This window comes from Kitasatospora sp. NPDC057940 (assembly GCF_042887425.1).
GTDB lineage: Bacteria > Actinomycetota > Actinomycetes > Streptomycetales > Streptomycetaceae > Kitasatospora.
The window spans coordinates 78,500-95,648 of record NZ_JBHVPH010000023.1 but is presented as its reverse complement, the minus strand read 5'-3'; the positions used below and the strand labels follow the sequence as shown (position 1 = coordinate 95,648).

Genomic DNA, 17,149 nt, shown 5'->3' with positions numbered 1-17,149 from the left:
CATCTTGAACTATGCAGTTCAAGATGGGTTAGAGTGAAGGCGCGATCATGGCCGGACACCCCGCGGCCGCGCAGCAGAGCGACACACGCACCGCGTGCTCGCGGTCGGCGCCCCTGCGTTCGTCGGCGCCAGCCAGGCCGAGCATCGCGGCCGACATCAGCGGCCTGGTCTCAACGTCGTGGGCCTGGCCCCGGCTGACACACCGAACCAACCAGCACACCTGGCATCCAGCGGACCGTCACCACACCGCACAGCAGTGGAGGAAAGCCATGAATGACCCCGCAAGCGCCCGCCGCGGCTCAGGCAACCCGGTCCGCGACCTGCCGCTGGCCAACCTGGCCGGTTTCACCCACCGTTGGGTCGACGCGGGCGGCGTCCGGCTTCACACGGTTGAGGGCGGTCAGCCGGACGGTCCAGCCATCGTGCTGCTCGCCGGATTCCCTCAGACCTGGTGGGCCTGGCGCAAGGTGATGCCGAACCTGGCCGACCGATTCCAAGTCATCGCGATCGACCTGCCGGGCCAGGGCCACTCGGAACGCCCGGACATCAGCTACGACACGCACACAGCCGCTGCGCACGTCCATGCCGCGGTCAAGGCACTCGGCATCTCGACATACTGGCTGGCCGCCCACGACATCGGCGCGTGGGTCGCCTTCTCCCTGGCCTTGAAGCATCAGCGTCAGCTGCGTGGCCTGGCACTGCTCGACGCCGGCATCCCGGGCATCACACTGCCCGACGCGATCCCGACCGATCCCGAACAGGCTTGGAAGACCTGGCACTTCGCCTTCCACCTCGTGCCCGACTTGCCCGAGACACTGCTAGCCGGCCGCGAACGGGAGTACGTCGGCTGGTTCCTGAAGGCCAAGTCTCTCTCCTCCGACACCTTTGACAACGCCGAAATTGAGCAGTACGCCGCGTCCGTGGCCGCCGCCGGCGGTCTCCGTGCGTCCCTGGCCTACTACCGGAACGCCGTCGAGTCGGCGCACAGGAACCACGAAGCACTGCAACAACAGCGCCTGACGGTCCCGGTCCTCGGGATCTCCAGCAGCCACGGTTCCATCCCCGATATGGCAGCTGCCCTCAGGCCGTGGGCCGACCACGCCACCGGGATCGTCGTGCCGGACGCAGGACACTTCATCCCCGATGAACAGCCCGATGCCGTGGCTGCCGCGCTGACCGACTTCATCACCGAAGACGATTGAGACCGGGCGGAAACAAGTGTCGGGACCGGCGCCCCGCAGCCCTGACCGACCCAGCTGTCCAGCATCGCAGTACTGTGACTTGCGTGGCAGCCTGCTCACGTCGACCAGCAGCTCCGGCACCTCCACGCCGAGCTTGAGAAGGTCCACCAGGTTGGTGCCGCCGGCGATGAACTTGGCACCCGGGACCTGCGCGGCCAGTGCCACGGCCGCGTCGACGTCGGCGGGCCGGTGGTAGCCGAACGGCTTCACGGCGCGACCTCCCGCACGGCGCGGACGATGCCGGGGTAGGCGCCGCACCGGCAGAGGTTGCCGCTGAGGCGTCCGCGGATCTCGGCCTCGTCAAGCGGCGGCGGCGCCTGCGCTCCGGCGTCCGTCACCGCGCTCGGCCGGCCCTTCGCGGCTTCCGTGAGCATCCCGACGCCCGAGCAGAGTTGCCCCGGCGTGCAGAAGCCGCACTGGAACGCGTCGTTCTCGATGAACGCCCGCTGCCGGGGATGCGGCCCAGTCGTCGGCGGCCAGGCCCTCGACCGTGGTGACCGAGGGTCCGTCGCGGGTGACCGCAAGCAGCAGGCAGCTGTTCACCCGCTGGCCGTCCAGCAGCACCGTGCACGCCCCACACTGCCCGTAATCGCAGCCCTTTTTGGCCCCCGTCAGCGCCAGGTCCTCGCGCAGCAGGTCAAGCAGGGTGCGGCGGCGGTCCACGGTGAGGCGGCACTGTTCACCGTGGACGGAGAGGGTGACGGTACTGGCCGCGTCCGTGGGCTTCCTCGGGGTCGGGTCAGCGGCCGACCGTGCCGGCCGGCGCGGTCACGCCTTCCACCTTCCGGGCCGCACCCGGACCCGGGACGCCCGCAACCACCGGTTCGATCCTGCCGCAGTGAATCACCGCCGGATCGCCGCACCGCGCGCGACTACGGCAGGCCGAGAAATCGGGTGGCACCCGCCCACCAGGCGCCGCGACCCGCACAGGCCTGTGCCGCTCTGTTCCTGAGCGCTAGCGGTCTGCGGGGTTCCCGGCGGTCTCATGCAGTCGATCTTGGCCATCCGCCGGGTGTCCGAGCGGGATGCCCGGGAGCACGGGAAACAGGTCGGCGGTTTCGGTGAGCTGCATCAGGCGCCTGACCTGGGGACTGGGGGCGATCAGGGCAATCGCGCGGCCGACGCCAACCGCCTCGCTTCGGGCGCTCAGGAGCTGGTTCAGCCCCGCGCAGCAGAAGAAAGTGACCTCGCGCATGTCGACGCACAGCAGGTCGCAGGGGTAGGCGCAGGCCCGGCGCAGGGCCGCGGCGGCGATGTCCTGGGTGTCGAGATCGATCTCACCGGACAGGTGGCACACGGCGGTCGTGCCGATAAGGGCCGCGCGAGCCTTCAGCACCGGCAGCATAGGGTCGGCGCCGCGCGAGAGTGCGACGGTAGCGGCTGGCATGGCGGCCTCCTCGCCCGCCGGGGCCCGATGAGGCACCGATGCCGTGACGGCCGTACCAGGAGGATTCCGAGCGCGGAGGCTGCAACCGGCGGGGCCGGGCACGGTCCGGCGGACCGCGGCCGACGCCTTCACCATACGCCCCGCCTCCCGAGCGGGTGGCGGGCACGGTTGGCACCGAGATTGATCTTGGGGCTGGCGTCGGCCTCGGGATAAGAGCCGACCCACCGGTCTTCCCGTCACGTTCCCGGTGCTGGGCCTTCTCGCGGTGACTTCGGACGCTGGCCGCAGCGCCGTGCACAGTCCGCCCCTGGTCACGCCTCCCAGTAACTCTCAGTGGCGGCCTCGCGGATGCTGTCGTCGCGACCGCAGCCGTGATGGGCGATGAGTCGGACAACGGAGTTCCCGTACCGGGCGGCCAGCAGGGCAGCGCGTTGATGAATCACGGCTCTGTGCGCTGGCGCTGCGCGGAGCCGCCGTGTTCTTCGAGTACGTCGATTACGCTCCGTAAGTCAAGTTGGGTGTTCCCCTTATCGGGACCGTTCGCTCTGGCTGACGAGAACCGGCCGTCCGGTGAGAACTCCACCCGCAGCTTCCAGCCGAGCTGTGAGAACCTCATCGACCCGTCCTGCTCGCGAGCGACGTGCCAGCCGTATAGGCGGGCTGTCGCATCAAGGTAATGGGCGTCATGGCTTAGCGGTGAAGGCTCGGGTTCCGTCATGGCCCGATGCTCGCGTGGCTGGCGCAGGGGCGCCAGACGCCATGCCGCAGGCGCTCGCGGGTCCGGCGGGGATCGCCGCGCTGAACTGCCACTGCGGGGTAGCCGCTCTACCGTGAGAACGTGGGCGGCGACCAGGCGGACCCGGACCTCGATACTCGCGGTGCCGATGGCGGCCATGGCCGCTGGGTTCTCGCCAGCAGCCATATCGGCCGCGCACCGCAGACACGGTCATCTGGAAGGAGCACGTGGATGAGTACACCTCCGAACGATCCGGTGCCGCCCAATCCGACACCAGCGCCGGGCCCTGGCGGGCCGCAGCCCGGGCCCGTGCCCGGCCCGATTCCGCCGGCTCCTCCGCAGCCTGAGCCCGATCCGCGTCCCGCACCTGTACCCGCTCCGAACCTGGGCCCGCGGCCCGGCCCGATGCCGGGGCCCGCACCGGCACCCGAAGCGCTCGCCGTCTACCGCCGCAAGCGGGACTTCTCCAGGACCGCCGAGCCCACCGGCGGCAGCGCACCCGAGGCGCCGGGCGAGCCCACGTTCGTGGTGCAGATCCACGATGCGAGCACGATGCACTTCGACTTCCGGCTGGAGGTGGACGGCGTCCTCAAGTCCTGGGCGGTGCCCAAGGGGCCCTCCGACGACCCGCACGACAAGCGCCTGGCCGTGCCGACCGAGGACCACCCGATGGAGTACGCGGACTTCGAGGGCGTCATCGCGGAAGGCGAGTATGGAGCCGGCACCGTGATCGTCTGGGACGAGGGCACCTACCGCAGCACGGCGGCCGACCACCACGGCCGGCAGATCCCGTTCGACGAGGCACTGGAGCACGGTCACGCCTCCTTCCGCCTGAACGGCCGCAAGCTGCAAGGCGGTTACGCACTCACCCGGATCCGCCAGGACGGAGATCGCGAGGCATGGCTGCTGGTCAAGCGCGACGACGCCCGCACCTCCCACCACGGCACGCCCAACCCGTCCCGGGCCCGTTCCGTACACACCGGACGGACCCTCAAGCAAGTCGCGGCGCAGGCCGGGGAAGGTGGGAGGGGCGGGCGGTGACTGGCACGCTGCTGGAACGGCTACCCGCCGACCAACGCGACCGTGTGCGAATCGCACAGCACACACCGTCCGCGCGGGCAGCCGAACGGCCGATGCTCGCCGTGCTCAGCGACCGCCGTTCCTTCGGCGGCGTCCGCGTCCGCGCCCTACGCGACGGCGACCGGGTACAGCTGCTCTCCCGCGGCGGCAAGCTCTGCGAACGCAGCTACCCGGAACTCGTCCACGCGCTCGCCGGCCAGTCCTGCCGCGAATTCACCGTGGACGGCGAGATCGTCGCCGTCCACGACGGGCGAACCGACTTCTCCCTGCTCCAGCAGCGCAGCGGAATCACCGACCCGCGAGCTGCCCTCGCCGCCAGCATCCCGGTCTTCTACTACCTCTTCGACCTGCTGCGCCTCGACGGCCATGACCTCACTCTGCTGCCGCTGCGCACCCGCAAGGCGCTCCTGCGCGGCGCACTCGCCTTCGACGACCCGCTCCGCTTCACCCCGCACCGCAACCATTGGACCCGCGGCTCCTCGACACTGCCTGCGCCCGCGGCTGGGAGGGCTTGATCGCCAAACGCGCCGACGCGCCGTACGTCCGCCGCCGATCGCCCGACTGGCTGAAGCTCAAGTGCGAGGGCGGCCAGGAGTTCGTCATCGGCGGCTTCGCCGAGCCCGCCGGCAGCAGGATCGGCTTCGGCGCCCTGCTGCTGGGCTACGCCGAGGTCGGGCGCCTGTGCTACTCCGGCAGGGTCGGCACCGGCTTCGATGCCCGCACACTGCGCGAACTGCAGCACCGCCTCGACGGGCTCGAACGGAGCGCCCGCCATTGGACGACGAGATCCGCGAGTGCGCGGCCCACTGGGTGCGCCCGGAGCTGGTCGCACAGGTCGGCTTCACCGAGTGGATTCGCGCAGGCCAACTGCGCCATCCCCGCTACCTCGGCCTGCGCGACGGCAAGTCTCCGACCGAGGTGGTGCGCGAACAGGCCGCAGTAGGAGGATCGTGAGTCCCGACCAGGTGTTCCCTGCCGGCCGACCTCAACGCCGAGCTGGTCACCGCCCGCGGCCTTCCCGCACCGACGGCATCAGCCGCCCGGGCCCTCAGGGCTGCCTCTGCAGTGTGGTGTTCGGCGCGGTCCCGTAGGCGTCGCGGTAGTGGGCGGCGAAGTGGCCGGGGTGGGCGAAGCCCCAGCGCATCGCGATCTGCGTCACCGTGGTGGTCCTGGGGTCGGCGGCGAGCAGGTCGCGGTGTGCGGCGTCGAGCCGCACCCGCCGCAGGTATGCCAGTGGGGTGGTGCCCAGGTGCCGGCGGAAGGCGTATTGCAGCGCCCGGGGGGTGACGTGCGCGGCTGCGGCGAGCTGCGTGAGTGTGAGGTCCTGGTCGGCGTGGGACTCGATGAACGCGATCGCGCGCCGCAGGGTGTCGGGGGTGGCGTCCGTGGTGTCGGCCCGCCGCCCAGTGTCGCGGGCGGTATGCGGCAGGGCGGCCAGGGTGGCGGCGGCCAGGTGCTGGGCGGCGGTGGACACCAGGAGGTCGTGGGTGCAGGCGACGGGGTCGTGGAGGACGTGGTCACGCACGTAGGCGACGGCGGCGGCGAGCTGCCGGTTGGCGGCCGGCGTGACGGCGCGGGCGCCGGTCAGGCGTACCGGGCGCTTGCCGGTGCTGGGAGCCACGGCTTCCAGCAGGGCGGTGTCGAACAGGGCGATGGTGTAGCGGGCGGCGCGGACCTCCCCTTGGTACGGCTGGTCGGGCGGGGCAAGGAGGAACGTCTCACCAGGCCCGAACACCTCATCGCGGCCGCCGCTCAGGTCGGCGAGGGTGCCCGCGTGCATGCTGACCAGGCACACCCGCCCCAGGTCGTGGGCGTCGTAGGCCATCGTGTAGCCGAAGTCGAGGCGGTCCATCGCGACCGGGCCGGCCGCCCGGCGACTGATGCGCACCCGTGCGTTCTGGACGGGGCCACCGATCCGCATCGGCGTGTACGCAGACGACAGGAACTCCTCCGTCTCCCCCAAGCTCGTGCTGTCGAACAGCAGGGATTGCCCCATCACCATCACCGACCGGTCCGGTCGCCCTTCCTCCCACAGGTGCCTGCCGCCGGGCGGGCACGCCGCGCCCACGCTACAGGGAGCCGGGCCACCGAACACACCACGAGGAGACGTTCCGCGGTGAGCGCTTCGCTCCTGGGACCCCGGCCCTGACCTGTTCGTTTCCGGGGCTGCGGGCAGTGCGGCGGAAGTGATCCTCTGAGGGACGGATTCCGCTCGCCGGGTCCGGCTTTCCGAAAAATGGCCCACCAACTCCTCCTCACTCACGGTCGAACCCTGGCCCCACCGGAAGGCACGCCTTGCATGACGACACCTTCCGCCCGCCCCAGGCCGGTGCGGGCATGCGCGAAGAGATCACGCGCCTCGTCGCAGAAGCCGAGCGGCTGCTGCGGGGCGGGCTGTGGGATCCGGCGCAGGGCAACGCCGCCCTGGCCCGAGAGACCGCCACCGGACTAGCGGAGGCGGTCCGGGAGGAGAGCGTGCAGGGGCGACTTCCGTTCCCCGAGCGCCTGGAACGCCTGCGCGAAACCCTCGCAGTCATCGCCATCGCCATCGCCCGCACCCACGGTCAACTCACCTGGTTCCTCGCCCAGGCCGGCGCTGCTCTCGCTCCCGTCCTGCAGTGGAGTGCCCTGCCCGCCGACCAGAAGTGGTCCTTCGGCACCGTCGTCCCGACGCCCGACGACCTCGCCGACGCCGAACAGGCCGTTCGCCGCCTGCACTTCGTCCTCGCCCACATCGGCGCCGCGGAACCGCCACAGGCAACGGGCGAAACCCGGGCACCGGCGCCTCACAGCTGAGCACCCGGGAACCGGACACCTGCTCGCCGAGGCCCCTGCCGGGTAGACGTTCAGCCCTCAACCCGGCGCTTGCTGAGCCAGGCGACCATCTCGGGGTCGTGGTGGTCGAAGAACAGCGTCGTGCCGGTGTCGAGGGCGGCGATGGCGGCCATCTGCCCGTCGGTTAGGCCGAAGTCGAAGACGTCGATGTTCTGCGCCATCCGTCCAGGGTTGACGGACTTGGGGATGGTGACGATGTCGCGCTGGATCAGCCACCGCAGCACGACCTGGGCCACGGACTTGCCGTGCGCGTCACCGATGCCGGCCAGGACGGGGTGGGTGAACAGGTCGTTTCGGCCTTCGGCGAAGCCGCCCCACGCCTGGTGCTGGACATGGTGCTGGCGCATCAGGGCGTGGTCGGCGGTCCGCTGGAAGAACGGGTGGGTCTCGATCTGGTTGACCTGCGGGCTGATCTCGTTGTTGAGGATCAGGTCCAGGAGCCGGTCGGGGTAGAAGTTGGCGACGCCGATCGCCCGCGCGAGGCCCTCGCGGTTGGCGGCCTCCATGGCGCGCCACTGGCCGTAGACGTCGCCGTAGGGCTGGTGCATCAGGTAGAGATCGATGTGGTCGAGGCCGAGCTTGGCCAGGGAGGTCTCCAGGGCGCGGCGGGTGTTGCCTTGGGCGGGCGCGTCCTGGACCCACAGCTTCGTGGTGATGAACAGCTCCTCGCGGGGGATGCCGCTGTTCTTGATCGCCCGTCCGACGGCCTCCTCGTTGCCGTAGGCGGCGGCGGTGTCCAGGAGTCGGTAGCCGGCAGCCAGGGCGTCGGCGACGGCCTGCTCGGTCTTCTCGGCGGGAATCTGGTAGACACCGAAGCCGAGGATCGGCATCTCGACGCCGTTGTTCAGGGTGACGTGCTGCACGGTGTACTTCCTCATCGTTCGATCTGGGGGATGCCATTCGGCCAGGACGGGGTACACGGGACACCGGTCCCAGCGTGACCGCCCGACCGCCGAACCGCTCGGAGGTCTTCGAAGGGCGGGCAGGACGGCGGGTTCACAGCGGCGGCATCAGGCCGGCCTTCCGGACGCGCTTCCTTCAGCAAACACCGCCCGGGACGCCAATGGGACGGTGAAGCAGACCCTGATAGGCACCCCCACGCTGGCGCCTTCGCGAGGTATGCGGTCGTAGGGTCAGGGTATGGACCGCCGCCGCGAGATCCGCGACTTCCTCACCACCCGCCGGGCCCGGGTCACCCCCGAGCAGGCCGGCCTCATCCTCTCCCCGCTTTCCGGTGCGCGCCGAGTCCCCGGCCTGCGCCGCGAGGAGGTCGCCCAGCTCGCCGGTGTCAGCGTCCCCTACTACACCCGTCTGGAACGCGGCGACGCTCACGGCGCCACCGACGCCGTCCTCGACGCCATCGCGCGTGCCCTCCGACTGGACGACGCAGAACGCGCTCACCTCTTCGACCTCGTCCGCGCCGCCAACGCCGCCGCCAGCAGTGGCGCAACGCCGTCTCGGCCCGCCCGGCAGCCCGTCCGCCCGAGCCTGCGCAACCTCGTCGAGACGATCGGCGGTGTCCCCGCCTACATCCGCAACGCCCGCCTCGACCTCCTCGCGGGCAACGCCCTCGCCCAAGCCCTGTTCGCCCCGATCTTCGACAGCCCCGCCCGCCCGGCGAACGCCGCCCGTTTCACCTTCCTCGACCCCGCCGCGCCCGCGTTCTACCCCGACTGGGACGCCGTCGCCGACCAGAACGTCGCCACTCTGCGTGCCGAAGCCGGACGCAACCCCTACGACAAGGCGCTCTCCGACCTGATCGGCGAACTCTCGACCCGCGGCGGCGATGCCTTCCGCGGGCGCTGGGCCCGCCATGACGTACGCCACCACCGCGCCGGCGCGAAGCGCATCCACCACCCCCTCGTCGGCGACCTCACGTTCACCTACGAAACCACCCAGCTCACCGCCGACGACGGCCTCTACCTCATCCTGTGCACCGTCCCGCCCGGCAGCCGGGACGCCGAAACCCTCGGCCTTCTCGCCAGCTGGAACAGCCCCCAGCCCGCAAATCGATCGGCACCTGATATCACTTCTCACGGGCAGTGATCAGCCAACCCAGCGGGGGCACACCATCGGCGCCTCACCCGGGCAGGGCCAGCGCTGGCAGGCACATGTGGTGCCGAGCCCGGATGGCTGCCCCCATAGGCTCGCCTTGCCGATGATCTCCACTCGTAACCTGACGCCCGTGGCCGCCTACACGGGCGCGCCAACCACGGGCGTGTACATCTCCGATCACCTCATCGGATACGTGCAGCGGTGACGGCGGACGCGGGCAATCGCGGTCAGCGCAGCCGGGTGGCGTACAGACAGGTGTGATGACCTGGTCCGGAGACGGCGCCCAGCAGTTTTGCCACCTCGCCCTGAATCTCCACCTGGAAAGTGCCGGCATCGTCGGCGTAGATCGGAATGCCGTCGGCGGTCAGCTCGCCGGTGGCGTGGACAACGACGACCTCGGGCGGCCGGTGCGCACCTGGCGGGCCCGGCAAGGTGACGGCGTAGCGCTCGGTGATGTTCACGGCAGGCCTCATCTGGCGGGTGGGACGGCCCCCGCGCTGGGGAGAGCAGCACGGACACTGGGACGGATGGTGAAGACCTCATTGGTACCGCTGATCTCCAGCAGTCTCCTGGTCTGCGGCAGCGGGGCGGCCAGCACCAGCTCAATGCCGCAGGCGTGAGCATCCAGACGCGTCTGGAGCAGGGCGTTGAGGCCGGTGCAGTCGCAGAAGACGAGACGGGACAGGTCCACGACCAAGCGCTGCAGGCCGTTCTCGAGCGCGCAGGCCAATGCGTCCTGCAGGAGGCCCCGCTGTCCGAGGTCGACCTCGCCCTCCAGACAGACGACACTGGTGTACCCCGCCAGATCTGCGGTGGTGATCCGAAGGGCCGGATCAGCGCACGCGCCGGGTGGGTCGGGGCCGTGGCGGGCGGACATGAGCGGGTGGGCTCCTCGCGCGGGGAAAGCTGTCCGCTTACGATCCTCCCCCCTCTCGCCGACCCGAGTCCACCACCCGCGTGTACTGAAGGCGACCACTCGTTCAGCCCCGGCGTCACTCCCTGCAGCGGCCCAAGCCAACGAGCAAGGGGCCGGGGCGTACGAGTGGCCGTCCGGGCGCAGGGCGGGCACGGTGAGGGGCACGGAGCCGACGGTGGACCGGATCGCGAACCCCTGGAGCGAGCGCACGCCCTACGGCCGGGGTCGGCCGTGGACGGCCAGGGTGGACATGTTCCTGGCCGGTGGTCTGGAGCCGGGGAGGGTGGAGCGGTGGGTGCCGACGGCCTCGCTGCTGCACTCCAACGGGGACGCCATGGACATCGCGATGCGCGACGGGCGGATCGTCGGGGTGCGTGGTCGCGCCGCCGATCGGGTCAACCGCGGTCGGCTCGGGCCGAAGGACCTGTTCGGCTGGCAGGCGAACGCCTCGCCCGACCGGCTGGTTCGGCCGCTGGCGTGAGGCGGGCGGCTGATGGAGTGCGGCTGGGACACGGCGATGGGTCGCGTGGTGGCGCGCTCCAAGGAGCTGCTGGCCGAGCGGGGGCCGGGCTCGATCGGCTTCTACACCAGCGGGCAGCTGTTCCTGGAGGAGTACTACACGCTCACGGTGATCGCCCGGGCCGGCATCGGCACCAACCACCTGAACGGCAACACCCGTTCGTGCACCGCCACCGCCGGACAGGCGCTGAGGAGACCTTCGGCTCCGACGGCCAGCCAGGTTCCCTGCCTTCGATGTGATCGCCCTGTTCGGCCACAACATGGCCGATACGCAGCCAGTGTCGTGGATGCGGATCCTGGATCGGCTGGCTGGCCCCGGGGCGCCCCGGCTGCTCAGCGTCGATCCGCGCCCCACCCTGGCGGCCTGGCACGCGGCCGTGCACCTCGCCCCGCGGGCGGGCACCAACGTGGCCCTGCTGAACGCTCTGTTGCACGAGATCATCCGCACCGACCGCAACTACATCGAAGCCCACCCCGTTGGCTTCGAGGAGCTCCGGGCACAGGTTCCAACACCGGGGCCTTCTCATGGCCCATGAGCTGCGCGTGCCCCGATGCCCCGAGCGGAGAAACGCGATGGCTGGACGACCACCCCATCAGGCACGCAAGCGCGTCAGCTGCCGTATCAGGAGAGCAGCGCGCGCACGGCATCCTCGATCGGACCGTGCGTTGCGACTGGCGCCCCGGTCACGCGAGTTCGCCAAGTGCCGGGGCGATGGTGGCCCCTTCGTCGAAGAGCTCGATGAGCCGCGGGTTGACGTACGAGGCCCGGCACAAGCCGGGGTGTTGCCCAAGTAGAGCTCCACCTCCCGTACGACCCTGGCCGCGGCCCGCTTGCGCGCGGTCTGCAACTCTCCTGCCACCAGCTGCGGCACCACCAGGCCCACCGCCGCCAGGACGGTGGCGTTCCAGGTCCGGAAGTCCTTGGCCGTGAGGTCGGTTCCGCTGACCTCGTGCAGGTATTCGTTTAGGTCGCTGCCGTGGACCTCGTGCCACTCCCGCCCCTGGTAATGGATCAGCAGCCGGCCACACCGGGGTGGCGGCTGCTCAGCAGTGCTTGCAACACCGGGCGGGTCGGCCAGGGCCGCGACCCGCTGCCGGCCGGACTTCGCCGGGTAGTTGAACCAGACCTCGCCGCGTCCCAGGGTGACGTGCGGGCGCAGGATGCTGGTCAGTCCGTAGGAGCCGTTGTCCCGGGCGTAGGCGTCGGATCCGATTCGGAACAAGCCCAGGTACAGCAGCCGGACCGCGCAGGCCAGGACTCGATCGCGCACCAGCCCGCGCCGCAGGAGGTCCTGTTCCACGGCGGCCCGCAGCTTCGGCAGGCAGGCCGAAGCCTCCAGGACGTGTTCGTGCTTGCCCTGGTCACGCAGGGCCCGGAAGTCCGGATGGGAGAGGTACTGCCGGCACCCGGCCTCGTCCGTGCCCACGGCCTGCAGGTGGCCGTGGGCGAGCGGGCAGATTCACACGGCGGTCCAAGCCGGAGGAACGACCCGCGCCTTGATCCGGGCACGCCCGTCCCCGGCCACCGGGGAGCCGTCGGGCGTCCCGCGCCTGTGCCGTCTACGCCGGTACCCCGGCTTGTGCAGGTCGCTGGTTCTCCGGCGCATCTGCCAGCTTCCGATCAGGGCCCGTTATTCGGGCGGGGCTCGGCGAACCGGGCCCCGGCCCGGTCGCCGAGGGCGGTGACCCAGCTCGGCAGGCCCGACAGCTCGGCCGCCTCGGCGCCCTGGACATCGTGGAGTGGCCGGTCGCCGGCGGCGGGCAGGGCCCGGGCGACGAGTGCGAGCAGCCGGGACGTGGTGGCCGGCGCCAGCCCCTGCACCCGGACACCGATCTTCGCCGCGGGCGTGAGGATCAGCTCGGGGCGGCGCCGCTCGGCGGCCCGGACGATCGCGCGAGCTGCCCGCTCGGCGTCCATGGAGAGCAGGGGCAGGCTGGCTGCGGCGGCGAACCAGCCGTACTCGGCCCCCGGTCGGCCGTGGAAGCGCGCCGCGGTGTGCGACCCGGTGCGCATCAGCCCCGGTAGGACGGTGGTGACGCTGACTCCCGTCCCTGCGAGTTCCGCCCGCAGCCCCTGGGAGAAGCCCGCGGCGGCGAACTTTGCGGCCACATACGGCAGCAAGTGGGGCGCGGGTATCCGGCCGCCGACGGACGAGACGGTGACAACCGTGCCGGCCCTGCTGGCCCGTAGGTCGGGCAGGGTTGCCAGGGTCAGGCGCAGTGGTGCGAAGTACATGGTCTCCATTGCCTGCCGGAAGTCCTGTTCGCGCAGGGCCGCCAGGGGGCCGACCTGGATGATTCCGGCGTTGTTGACGAGGAGGTCCAGCGAGCCGAACCGCTCGTGCACCGCGTCCAGGAGCTCGCTGGGGGCATCGGGTTCGGTGACGTCGCAGGTGAACGAGGCGGCGTCGGATCCCTCGGCTCGCAGTTGCCGCTCTGCCTGGGCGAGGGCGTGCGCGTCGCGGGCGCAGAGCATCACGCGGGCGCCGTGGTGGGCCAGTTCCCGGGCGATGAGCAGACCGAGCCCTCGGGAGGAACCGGTGACCAAGGCGGTGCGGCCCATGAAGCGGTGCGAAGGTGCGGGCATGGCAAACTCCTGGCCGGCCGGGACGGGGGATCAGGGCTTGAAGAGCACCTTCACCGCGCCGTCCTGCTTCTTCTGGAACATCTCGTAGGCCGCGGGGGCGTCGTGGAGCGGGACGTGGTGGGTGGCGAAGGTGTCGACGCCGAGCGGGTCGTCGTCGGTGAGCAGCGGGAGGATGTCGTCGGCCCAGCGGTGCACGTTGGCCTGGCCCATGCGGAGCTGGATCTGCTTGTCGAACATGGTGAGCAGGGGCAGCGGGTCGCTCTGGCCGCCGTAGACGCCCGAGAGGGAGATGGTGCCGCCGCGTCGAACGATGTCGATGGCGAGGTACAGGGCGTGGAGGCGGTCGACGCCGGCGTGCTCCATCAGCTTGGCGGCCAGGGCGCTCGGCAGCAGGTTGGTGGCCTGGGCGGCGAGTTTCGCCGCGGGCGAGCCGTGGGCTTCCATGCCGACCGCGTCGATGACAGCATCGGGGCCGCGCCCATCGGTGAGGTCGCGGACGGCACCGACGAGGTCCTTGCCGTATTCGTTCAGGTCTAGGACGCGGACGCCCCGGTGTCGGGCCCGCACCAGCCGTTCGGGGACGAGGTCGACGCCGATGACTTGGGACGCGCCGCGGTGCAGGGCGATCCGGCAGCTCATGTCGCCGATCGGTCCCAGGCCCAGGACGACGAGGCTGCCGCCCTCGGGCACGGCTGCGTACTCGACGGCCTGCCACGCCGTGGGCAGCACGTCGGAGAGGAAGACGAAGCGGTCGTCCACGGGCCCGTGCGGCACCCTGATCGGCAGGGTATTTCCGAACGGGACGCGCAGCAACTCGGCCTGCCCGCCCGGGACCTGCCCGTAGAGCTTGGTGTAGCCGAACAGTGAGGCGCCGCTGCCGTACTCGCGCACCTGGGTGGTCTCGCATTGCGAGTGCAAGCCCTGCCCGCAGGTGTGGCAGGTTCCACACGAGACGTTGAACGGGATGACCACCCGGTCGCCGATGTTCACCGTCGTGACGTTGGGTCCGGTCTCCGCAACGATGCCCATCGATTCGTGACCGAGGATGTCACCGACGTCGAGGAAAGGGCCCAGCACCTCATAGAGGTGGAGGTCCGAGCCGCACAGCCCGCTAGTGGTCACCTTGACGACCACGTCGGTCGGGTCCTTGATGGCCGGATCGGGAACGCTGTCGACACGGACATCTCGCCTGCCGTGCCAGGTCAAGGCCTTCATCATCACTCCTCGCGGGGACCGTACCAACTCTCTTTCCGGGCGTCTGTCCACATCCTGGTGTGCGAAACGGTGGCCTCGACCCAGGCGCAGGCCGCGCCTAGGGCTGGCCGAAGCACCCGCTCCAGCCGGCCCGAGGCTCGAACGACCGGAGGGCTCAGTGCGCCCCCGCCGGGAAGCGTTCCCAGACCCGGTGTGTGCTCAGCTGCTCCACCAGAGAAGAGATGGCCCTCGCCGCGTCGGTCTCGGTGAACACACCGGGTGCCTGCGGGTCGACCCCGGCCGCAGCCCAGAGTGCGCGGGCGTCCGCGAGGCCGGCGATCGGTTTGGCGTGGCGGTAGGCCTCGTTGATCAGCAGGACGATCCGGGAGTCGAGCGTCGGCTGCCCGCCTGCGACCGCGCCGGACTTGGCGTCCCGAGCCCCTCGGTCGTCTGCGCCCGGCGCAGGCGCGTCGGCCACCAGGAGGGCATCAAACTCGACGGACCGGGCGGCGCCGAAGGTCCGCTGCACAGCGACATTCTCGGCCAGTGGCGCTCCGGTGGGTCCGATGACCAGCGGCAACAGCCCTGCGCCCAGCGCGGTTTCACGCATCGCGCGTACCACTCCGGGGTCGCTGCCAGCGCCGGTGATGATGCCGAGCACGCGGCCGGTCGCCGGCCAGCGCTGCCCCAGCTGAGACAGGGCCGCACTGGCGGTGGTGTCGGCGGGCGCCGTGCCCGCCGGTGCGGGCAGACCCAGGCCGGTGGCTACCTCTCGGCAGAGACCTTCGTCGATCCGCGCCAGCACGGTCAGGACGCGTTCCTTGATCGCCTGCTCGTACACCTTCGACAGCTCGAAGGTATAGGCGGCGATCACGTGTTCGCGCTCGACCGGGCTCAGGCTGAGCCAGAACAGGCGGGGCTGGCTGAAGTGGTCGTCGAATGAGGCGGGCGCCTCGCGCACCTTCGCGGCCGCGGCGATCGGGGTCGGGTACTCCACGAAGGCGTGCTCGCCGGCGCCGGCGAAGAACGGGCAACCGCCGTCCAGCGAGTTCGGCTTGTACGGGGCGACGCCGCTGTGCACCGCGTCCTGGTGGAAGCCGTCGCGCTGCATGTCGTTGACGGGGGCGTGGGTGCGGTTGATGGGGATCTGGGCGAAGTTGGGACCGCCCAGGCGGGTGATCTGGGTGTCGAGGTAGGAGAAGAGGCGACCGGAGAGCAGCGGGTCGTCGGTGATGTCGATGCCCGGCACCAGGTGGCCGGGGTGGAAGGCGACCTGCTCGGTCTCGGTGAAGTAGTTGACCGGGTTGGCGTTCAGGGTCAGCAGCCCGATCGGCTGCACCGGGGCGAGTTCCTCGGGGACGATCTTGGTGGGGTCGAGGAGGTCGATGCCCTCGAAGGACTGCTCGGGGGTGTCGGGGAAGGTCTGGATGCCGAGTTCCCACTGCGGGAAGTTGCCCGCCTCGATCGCGTCGGCGAGGTCGCGCCGGTGGAAGTCCGGGTCCATGCCGCCGATCAGCTGGGCCTCCTCCCAGACCAGGGAGTGCACACCGGCCTTCGGCTTCCAGTGGAACTTGACCAGCGTGCTCGCCCCGTCGGCGTTGATCAGGCGGAAGGTGTGGATCCCGAAGCCCTCCATCATCCGCAGCGAACGCGGGATGCCCCGGTCGGACATGTTCCAGATGGTGTGATGGGTGGCCTCGGTGTGCAGCGAGACGAAGTCCCAGAATGTGTCGTGGGCGGACTGCGCCTGCGGGATCTCCCGGTCCGGGTGCGGTTTGCCCGCGTGGATGACGTCCGGGAACTTGATCGCATCCTGGATGAAGAACACCGGGATGTTGTTGCCGACCAGGTCGAAGACGCCCTCGGAGGTGTAGAACTTCGTTGCGAAGCCCCGGGTGTCGCGGACGGTGTCGGCCGAGCCGCGCGAGCCCAGCACGGTGGAGAAGCGCACGAACACCGGTGTCTGCACGCCTTCCTGGAGGAACGCGGCCTTGCAGACGCTGCCGGCGGTTCCGTAGCCGCGGAACACGCCGTGGGCGGCGGCGCCGCGGGCGTGCACGACCCGCTCGGGGATCCGCTCGTGGTCGAAGTGCGTGATCTTCTCCCGCAGGTGGTGGTCCTGCAGCAGGACCGGCCCGCGCGGACCGGCCTTCAGCGAGTGGTCCGAGTCCGGCAGCCGCACTCCCTGAGCGGTGGTCAGGTAGCCGCCGTTCTGCGCCGCCGCGTCCGCAGGAACGCCGATGTCGCGGCCGGTCGGCGACAGCGGCAGGGGCGCGCGCTGGTCTGGCTTCGGGCCCAGGGGTGCCCTGGGTTCGGTGGGCTCAGCCAGCGGCGGCGGCTTGCTGCCCGGGGCACCGGGCACCGTCACCGACGGGCGGCCGTCCTCACGCACCGTCTCAGCGACGGCATCGACGAACTTCTTCACAGGGCCCGGCTTGTCGTCCATCGTTCCTCCGGTATGGGCGGGCATGGTCACTGGACCGCCGCCCGCGTGGTTAATGGTGATGTACGAACTATCTCGACGGGCGGTTCTCCGTGGGGCATGACACACCCTGGTGGGAAACGCTCCGTCTTTTCGCCTGCCCTCGTAGTGGCACAT

The 17,149-nt window shown here is 70.6% G+C and carries 14 protein-coding genes and 4 pseudogenes; 7 read left to right on the top strand and 11 right to left on the bottom strand.

Annotation, left to right across the window (positions count from 1 at the left end; all coding sequences use genetic code 11):
* Positions 1-269 precede the first annotated feature (269 nt).
* Positions 270-1,202 carry an alpha/beta fold hydrolase gene (locus tag ACFVTF_RS28705; RefSeq protein WP_387817296.1) on the top strand — a complete coding sequence of 311 codons (933 nt, stop codon included), beginning with the start codon at positions 270-272 and terminating at the stop codon, positions 1,200-1,202.
* An 84-nt stretch (positions 1,203-1,286) separates the two neighbouring features.
* Here the strand turns inward: ACFVTF_RS28705 and ACFVTF_RS28700 are convergent.
* The 3 genes and pseudogenes from ACFVTF_RS28700 to ACFVTF_RS28690 form a co-directional block, all read right to left on the bottom strand.
* A pseudogene (locus ACFVTF_RS28700) lies at positions 1,287-1,451 on the bottom strand (FAD binding domain-containing protein); the annotation flags it as partial.
* Positions 1,448-1,973: pseudogene (locus tag ACFVTF_RS28695) on the bottom strand (2Fe-2S iron-sulfur cluster-binding protein); the annotation flags it as partial. The pseudogenes ACFVTF_RS28695 and ACFVTF_RS28700, both read right to left, overlap by 4 nt.
* 223 nt (positions 1,974-2,196) lie before the next feature.
* Positions 2,197-2,628 (bottom strand): STAS domain-containing protein, encoded by a 432-nt coding sequence (locus ACFVTF_RS28690; protein ID WP_387817295.1) that lies wholly within the window; start codon positions 2,626-2,628, stop codon positions 2,197-2,199.
* A gap of 1,141 nt (positions 2,629-3,769) precedes the next feature.
* On the opposite strand from ACFVTF_RS28690, the gene ACFVTF_RS28685 reads away from it, so the two are divergent.
* From ACFVTF_RS28685 to ACFVTF_RS28675, 3 genes and pseudogenes are all read left to right on the top strand, one after another.
* Entirely contained in the window at positions 3,770-4,405 is a 636-nt protein-coding gene (locus tag ACFVTF_RS28685; protein ID WP_387817293.1) for a DNA polymerase ligase N-terminal domain-containing protein, read from the top strand.
* A gap of 44 nt (positions 4,406-4,449) precedes the next feature.
* Entirely contained in the window at positions 4,450-4,959 is a 510-nt protein-coding gene (locus ACFVTF_RS28680; protein WP_387817292.1) for a hypothetical protein, read from the top strand.
* Positions 4,908-5,398, top strand: a pseudogene (locus ACFVTF_RS28675) (hypothetical protein). The gene ACFVTF_RS28680 and the pseudogene ACFVTF_RS28675 overlap by 52 nt, the downstream one beginning before the upstream one ends.
* Positions 5,399-5,492: 94 nt before the next feature.
* Here the strand turns inward: ACFVTF_RS28675 and ACFVTF_RS28670 are convergent.
* Positions 5,493-6,332: a helix-turn-helix transcriptional regulator gene (locus ACFVTF_RS28670; protein WP_387817291.1), complete on the bottom strand. Its 840-nt coding sequence runs from the start codon at positions 6,330-6,332 to the stop codon at positions 5,493-5,495.
* A 407-nt stretch (positions 6,333-6,739) separates the two neighbouring features.
* Between ACFVTF_RS28670 and ACFVTF_RS28665 the strand changes: the two genes are divergently transcribed.
* Complete coding sequence (locus ACFVTF_RS28665) at positions 6,740-7,240, top strand: hypothetical protein (protein WP_387817290.1); 501 nt, start codon at positions 6,740-6,742, stop codon at positions 7,238-7,240.
* 50 nt (positions 7,241-7,290) lie between these two features.
* Here ACFVTF_RS28665 and ACFVTF_RS28660 read toward each other — a convergent pair whose 3' ends face one another.
* Positions 7,291-8,142: an aldo/keto reductase gene (locus ACFVTF_RS28660; RefSeq protein WP_387817338.1), complete on the bottom strand. Its 852-nt coding sequence runs from the start codon at positions 8,140-8,142 to the stop codon at positions 7,291-7,293.
* Positions 8,143-8,419: 277 nt separating this feature from the next.
* On the opposite strand from ACFVTF_RS28660, the gene ACFVTF_RS28655 reads away from it, so the two are divergent.
* Positions 8,420-9,325 carry a helix-turn-helix transcriptional regulator gene (locus ACFVTF_RS28655; protein ID WP_387817289.1) on the top strand — a complete coding sequence of 302 codons (906 nt, stop codon included), beginning with the start codon at positions 8,420-8,422 and terminating at the stop codon, positions 9,323-9,325.
* A 236-nt stretch (positions 9,326-9,561) separates the two neighbouring features.
* Here ACFVTF_RS28655 and ACFVTF_RS28650 read toward each other — a convergent pair whose 3' ends face one another.
* Positions 9,562-9,795: a DUF6296 family protein gene (locus ACFVTF_RS28650; protein WP_387817288.1), complete on the bottom strand. Its 234-nt coding sequence runs from the start codon at positions 9,793-9,795 to the stop codon at positions 9,562-9,564.
* A gap of 8 nt (positions 9,796-9,803) precedes the next feature.
* Positions 9,804-10,211 (bottom strand): STAS domain-containing protein, encoded by a 408-nt coding sequence (locus ACFVTF_RS28645; protein WP_387817287.1) that lies wholly within the window; start codon positions 10,209-10,211, stop codon positions 9,804-9,806.
* A gap of 283 nt (positions 10,212-10,494) precedes the next feature.
* On the opposite strand from ACFVTF_RS28645, the pseudogene ACFVTF_RS28640 reads away from it, so the two are divergent.
* Positions 10,495-11,275, top strand: a pseudogene (locus ACFVTF_RS28640) (molybdopterin-dependent oxidoreductase); the annotation flags it as partial.
* A gap of 87 nt (positions 11,276-11,362) precedes the next feature.
* Here the strand turns inward: ACFVTF_RS28640 and ACFVTF_RS28635 are convergent.
* The 4 genes from ACFVTF_RS28635 to ACFVTF_RS28620 form a co-directional block, all read right to left on the bottom strand.
* Positions 11,363-12,196, bottom strand: a complete 834-nt coding sequence (locus ACFVTF_RS28635; RefSeq protein WP_387817286.1) for a hypothetical protein — start codon at positions 12,194-12,196, stop codon at positions 11,363-11,365.
* Positions 12,197-12,390: 194 nt separating this feature from the next.
* On the bottom strand, positions 12,391-13,356 hold the full coding sequence (locus ACFVTF_RS28630; RefSeq protein ID WP_387817285.1) for an SDR family NAD(P)-dependent oxidoreductase: 966 nt from the start codon (positions 13,354-13,356) through the stop codon (positions 12,391-12,393).
* A 30-nt stretch (positions 13,357-13,386) separates the two neighbouring features.
* Entirely contained in the window at positions 13,387-14,571 is a 1,185-nt protein-coding gene (locus tag ACFVTF_RS28625; protein ID WP_387817284.1) for an alcohol dehydrogenase catalytic domain-containing protein, read from the bottom strand.
* Between the two features lie 154 nt (positions 14,572-14,725).
* A complete protein-coding gene (locus ACFVTF_RS28620) occupies positions 14,726-16,996 on the bottom strand; it encodes a catalase (RefSeq protein WP_387817283.1) in 2,271 nt (756 codons plus the stop codon).
* Between the last annotated feature and the right edge of the window lie 153 nt (positions 16,997-17,149).

What these genes read in the sequence shown, in the direction of transcription:
- ACFVTF_RS28690 (WP_387817295.1), bottom strand. Translation starts at nt 2,628, where the DNA reads ATGCCAGCCGCTACCGTCGCACTCTCGCGCGGCGCCGACCCTATGCTG.
- ACFVTF_RS28620 (WP_387817283.1), bottom strand. Translation starts at nt 16,996, where the DNA reads ATGGACGACAAGCCGGGCCCTGTGAAGAAGTTCGTCGATGCCGTCGCT.
- ACFVTF_RS28630 (WP_387817285.1), bottom strand. Translation starts at nt 13,356, where the DNA reads ATGCCCGCACCTTCGCACCGCTTCATGGGCCGCACCGCCTTGGTCACC.
- ACFVTF_RS28625 (WP_387817284.1), bottom strand. Translation starts at nt 14,571, where the DNA reads ATGAAGGCCTTGACCTGGCACGGCAGGCGAGATGTCCGTGTCGACAGC.
- ACFVTF_RS28645 (WP_387817287.1), bottom strand. Translation starts at nt 10,211, where the DNA reads ATGTCCGCCCGCCACGGCCCCGACCCACCCGGCGCGTGCGCTGATCCG.
- ACFVTF_RS28685 (WP_387817293.1), top strand. Translation starts at nt 3,770, where the DNA reads ATGCCGGGGCCCGCACCGGCACCCGAAGCGCTCGCCGTCTACCGCCGC.
- ACFVTF_RS28655 (WP_387817289.1), top strand. Translation starts at nt 8,420, where the DNA reads ATGGACCGCCGCCGCGAGATCCGCGACTTCCTCACCACCCGCCGGGCC.
- ACFVTF_RS28705 (WP_387817296.1), top strand. Translation starts at nt 270, where the DNA reads ATGAATGACCCCGCAAGCGCCCGCCGCGGCTCAGGCAACCCGGTCCGC.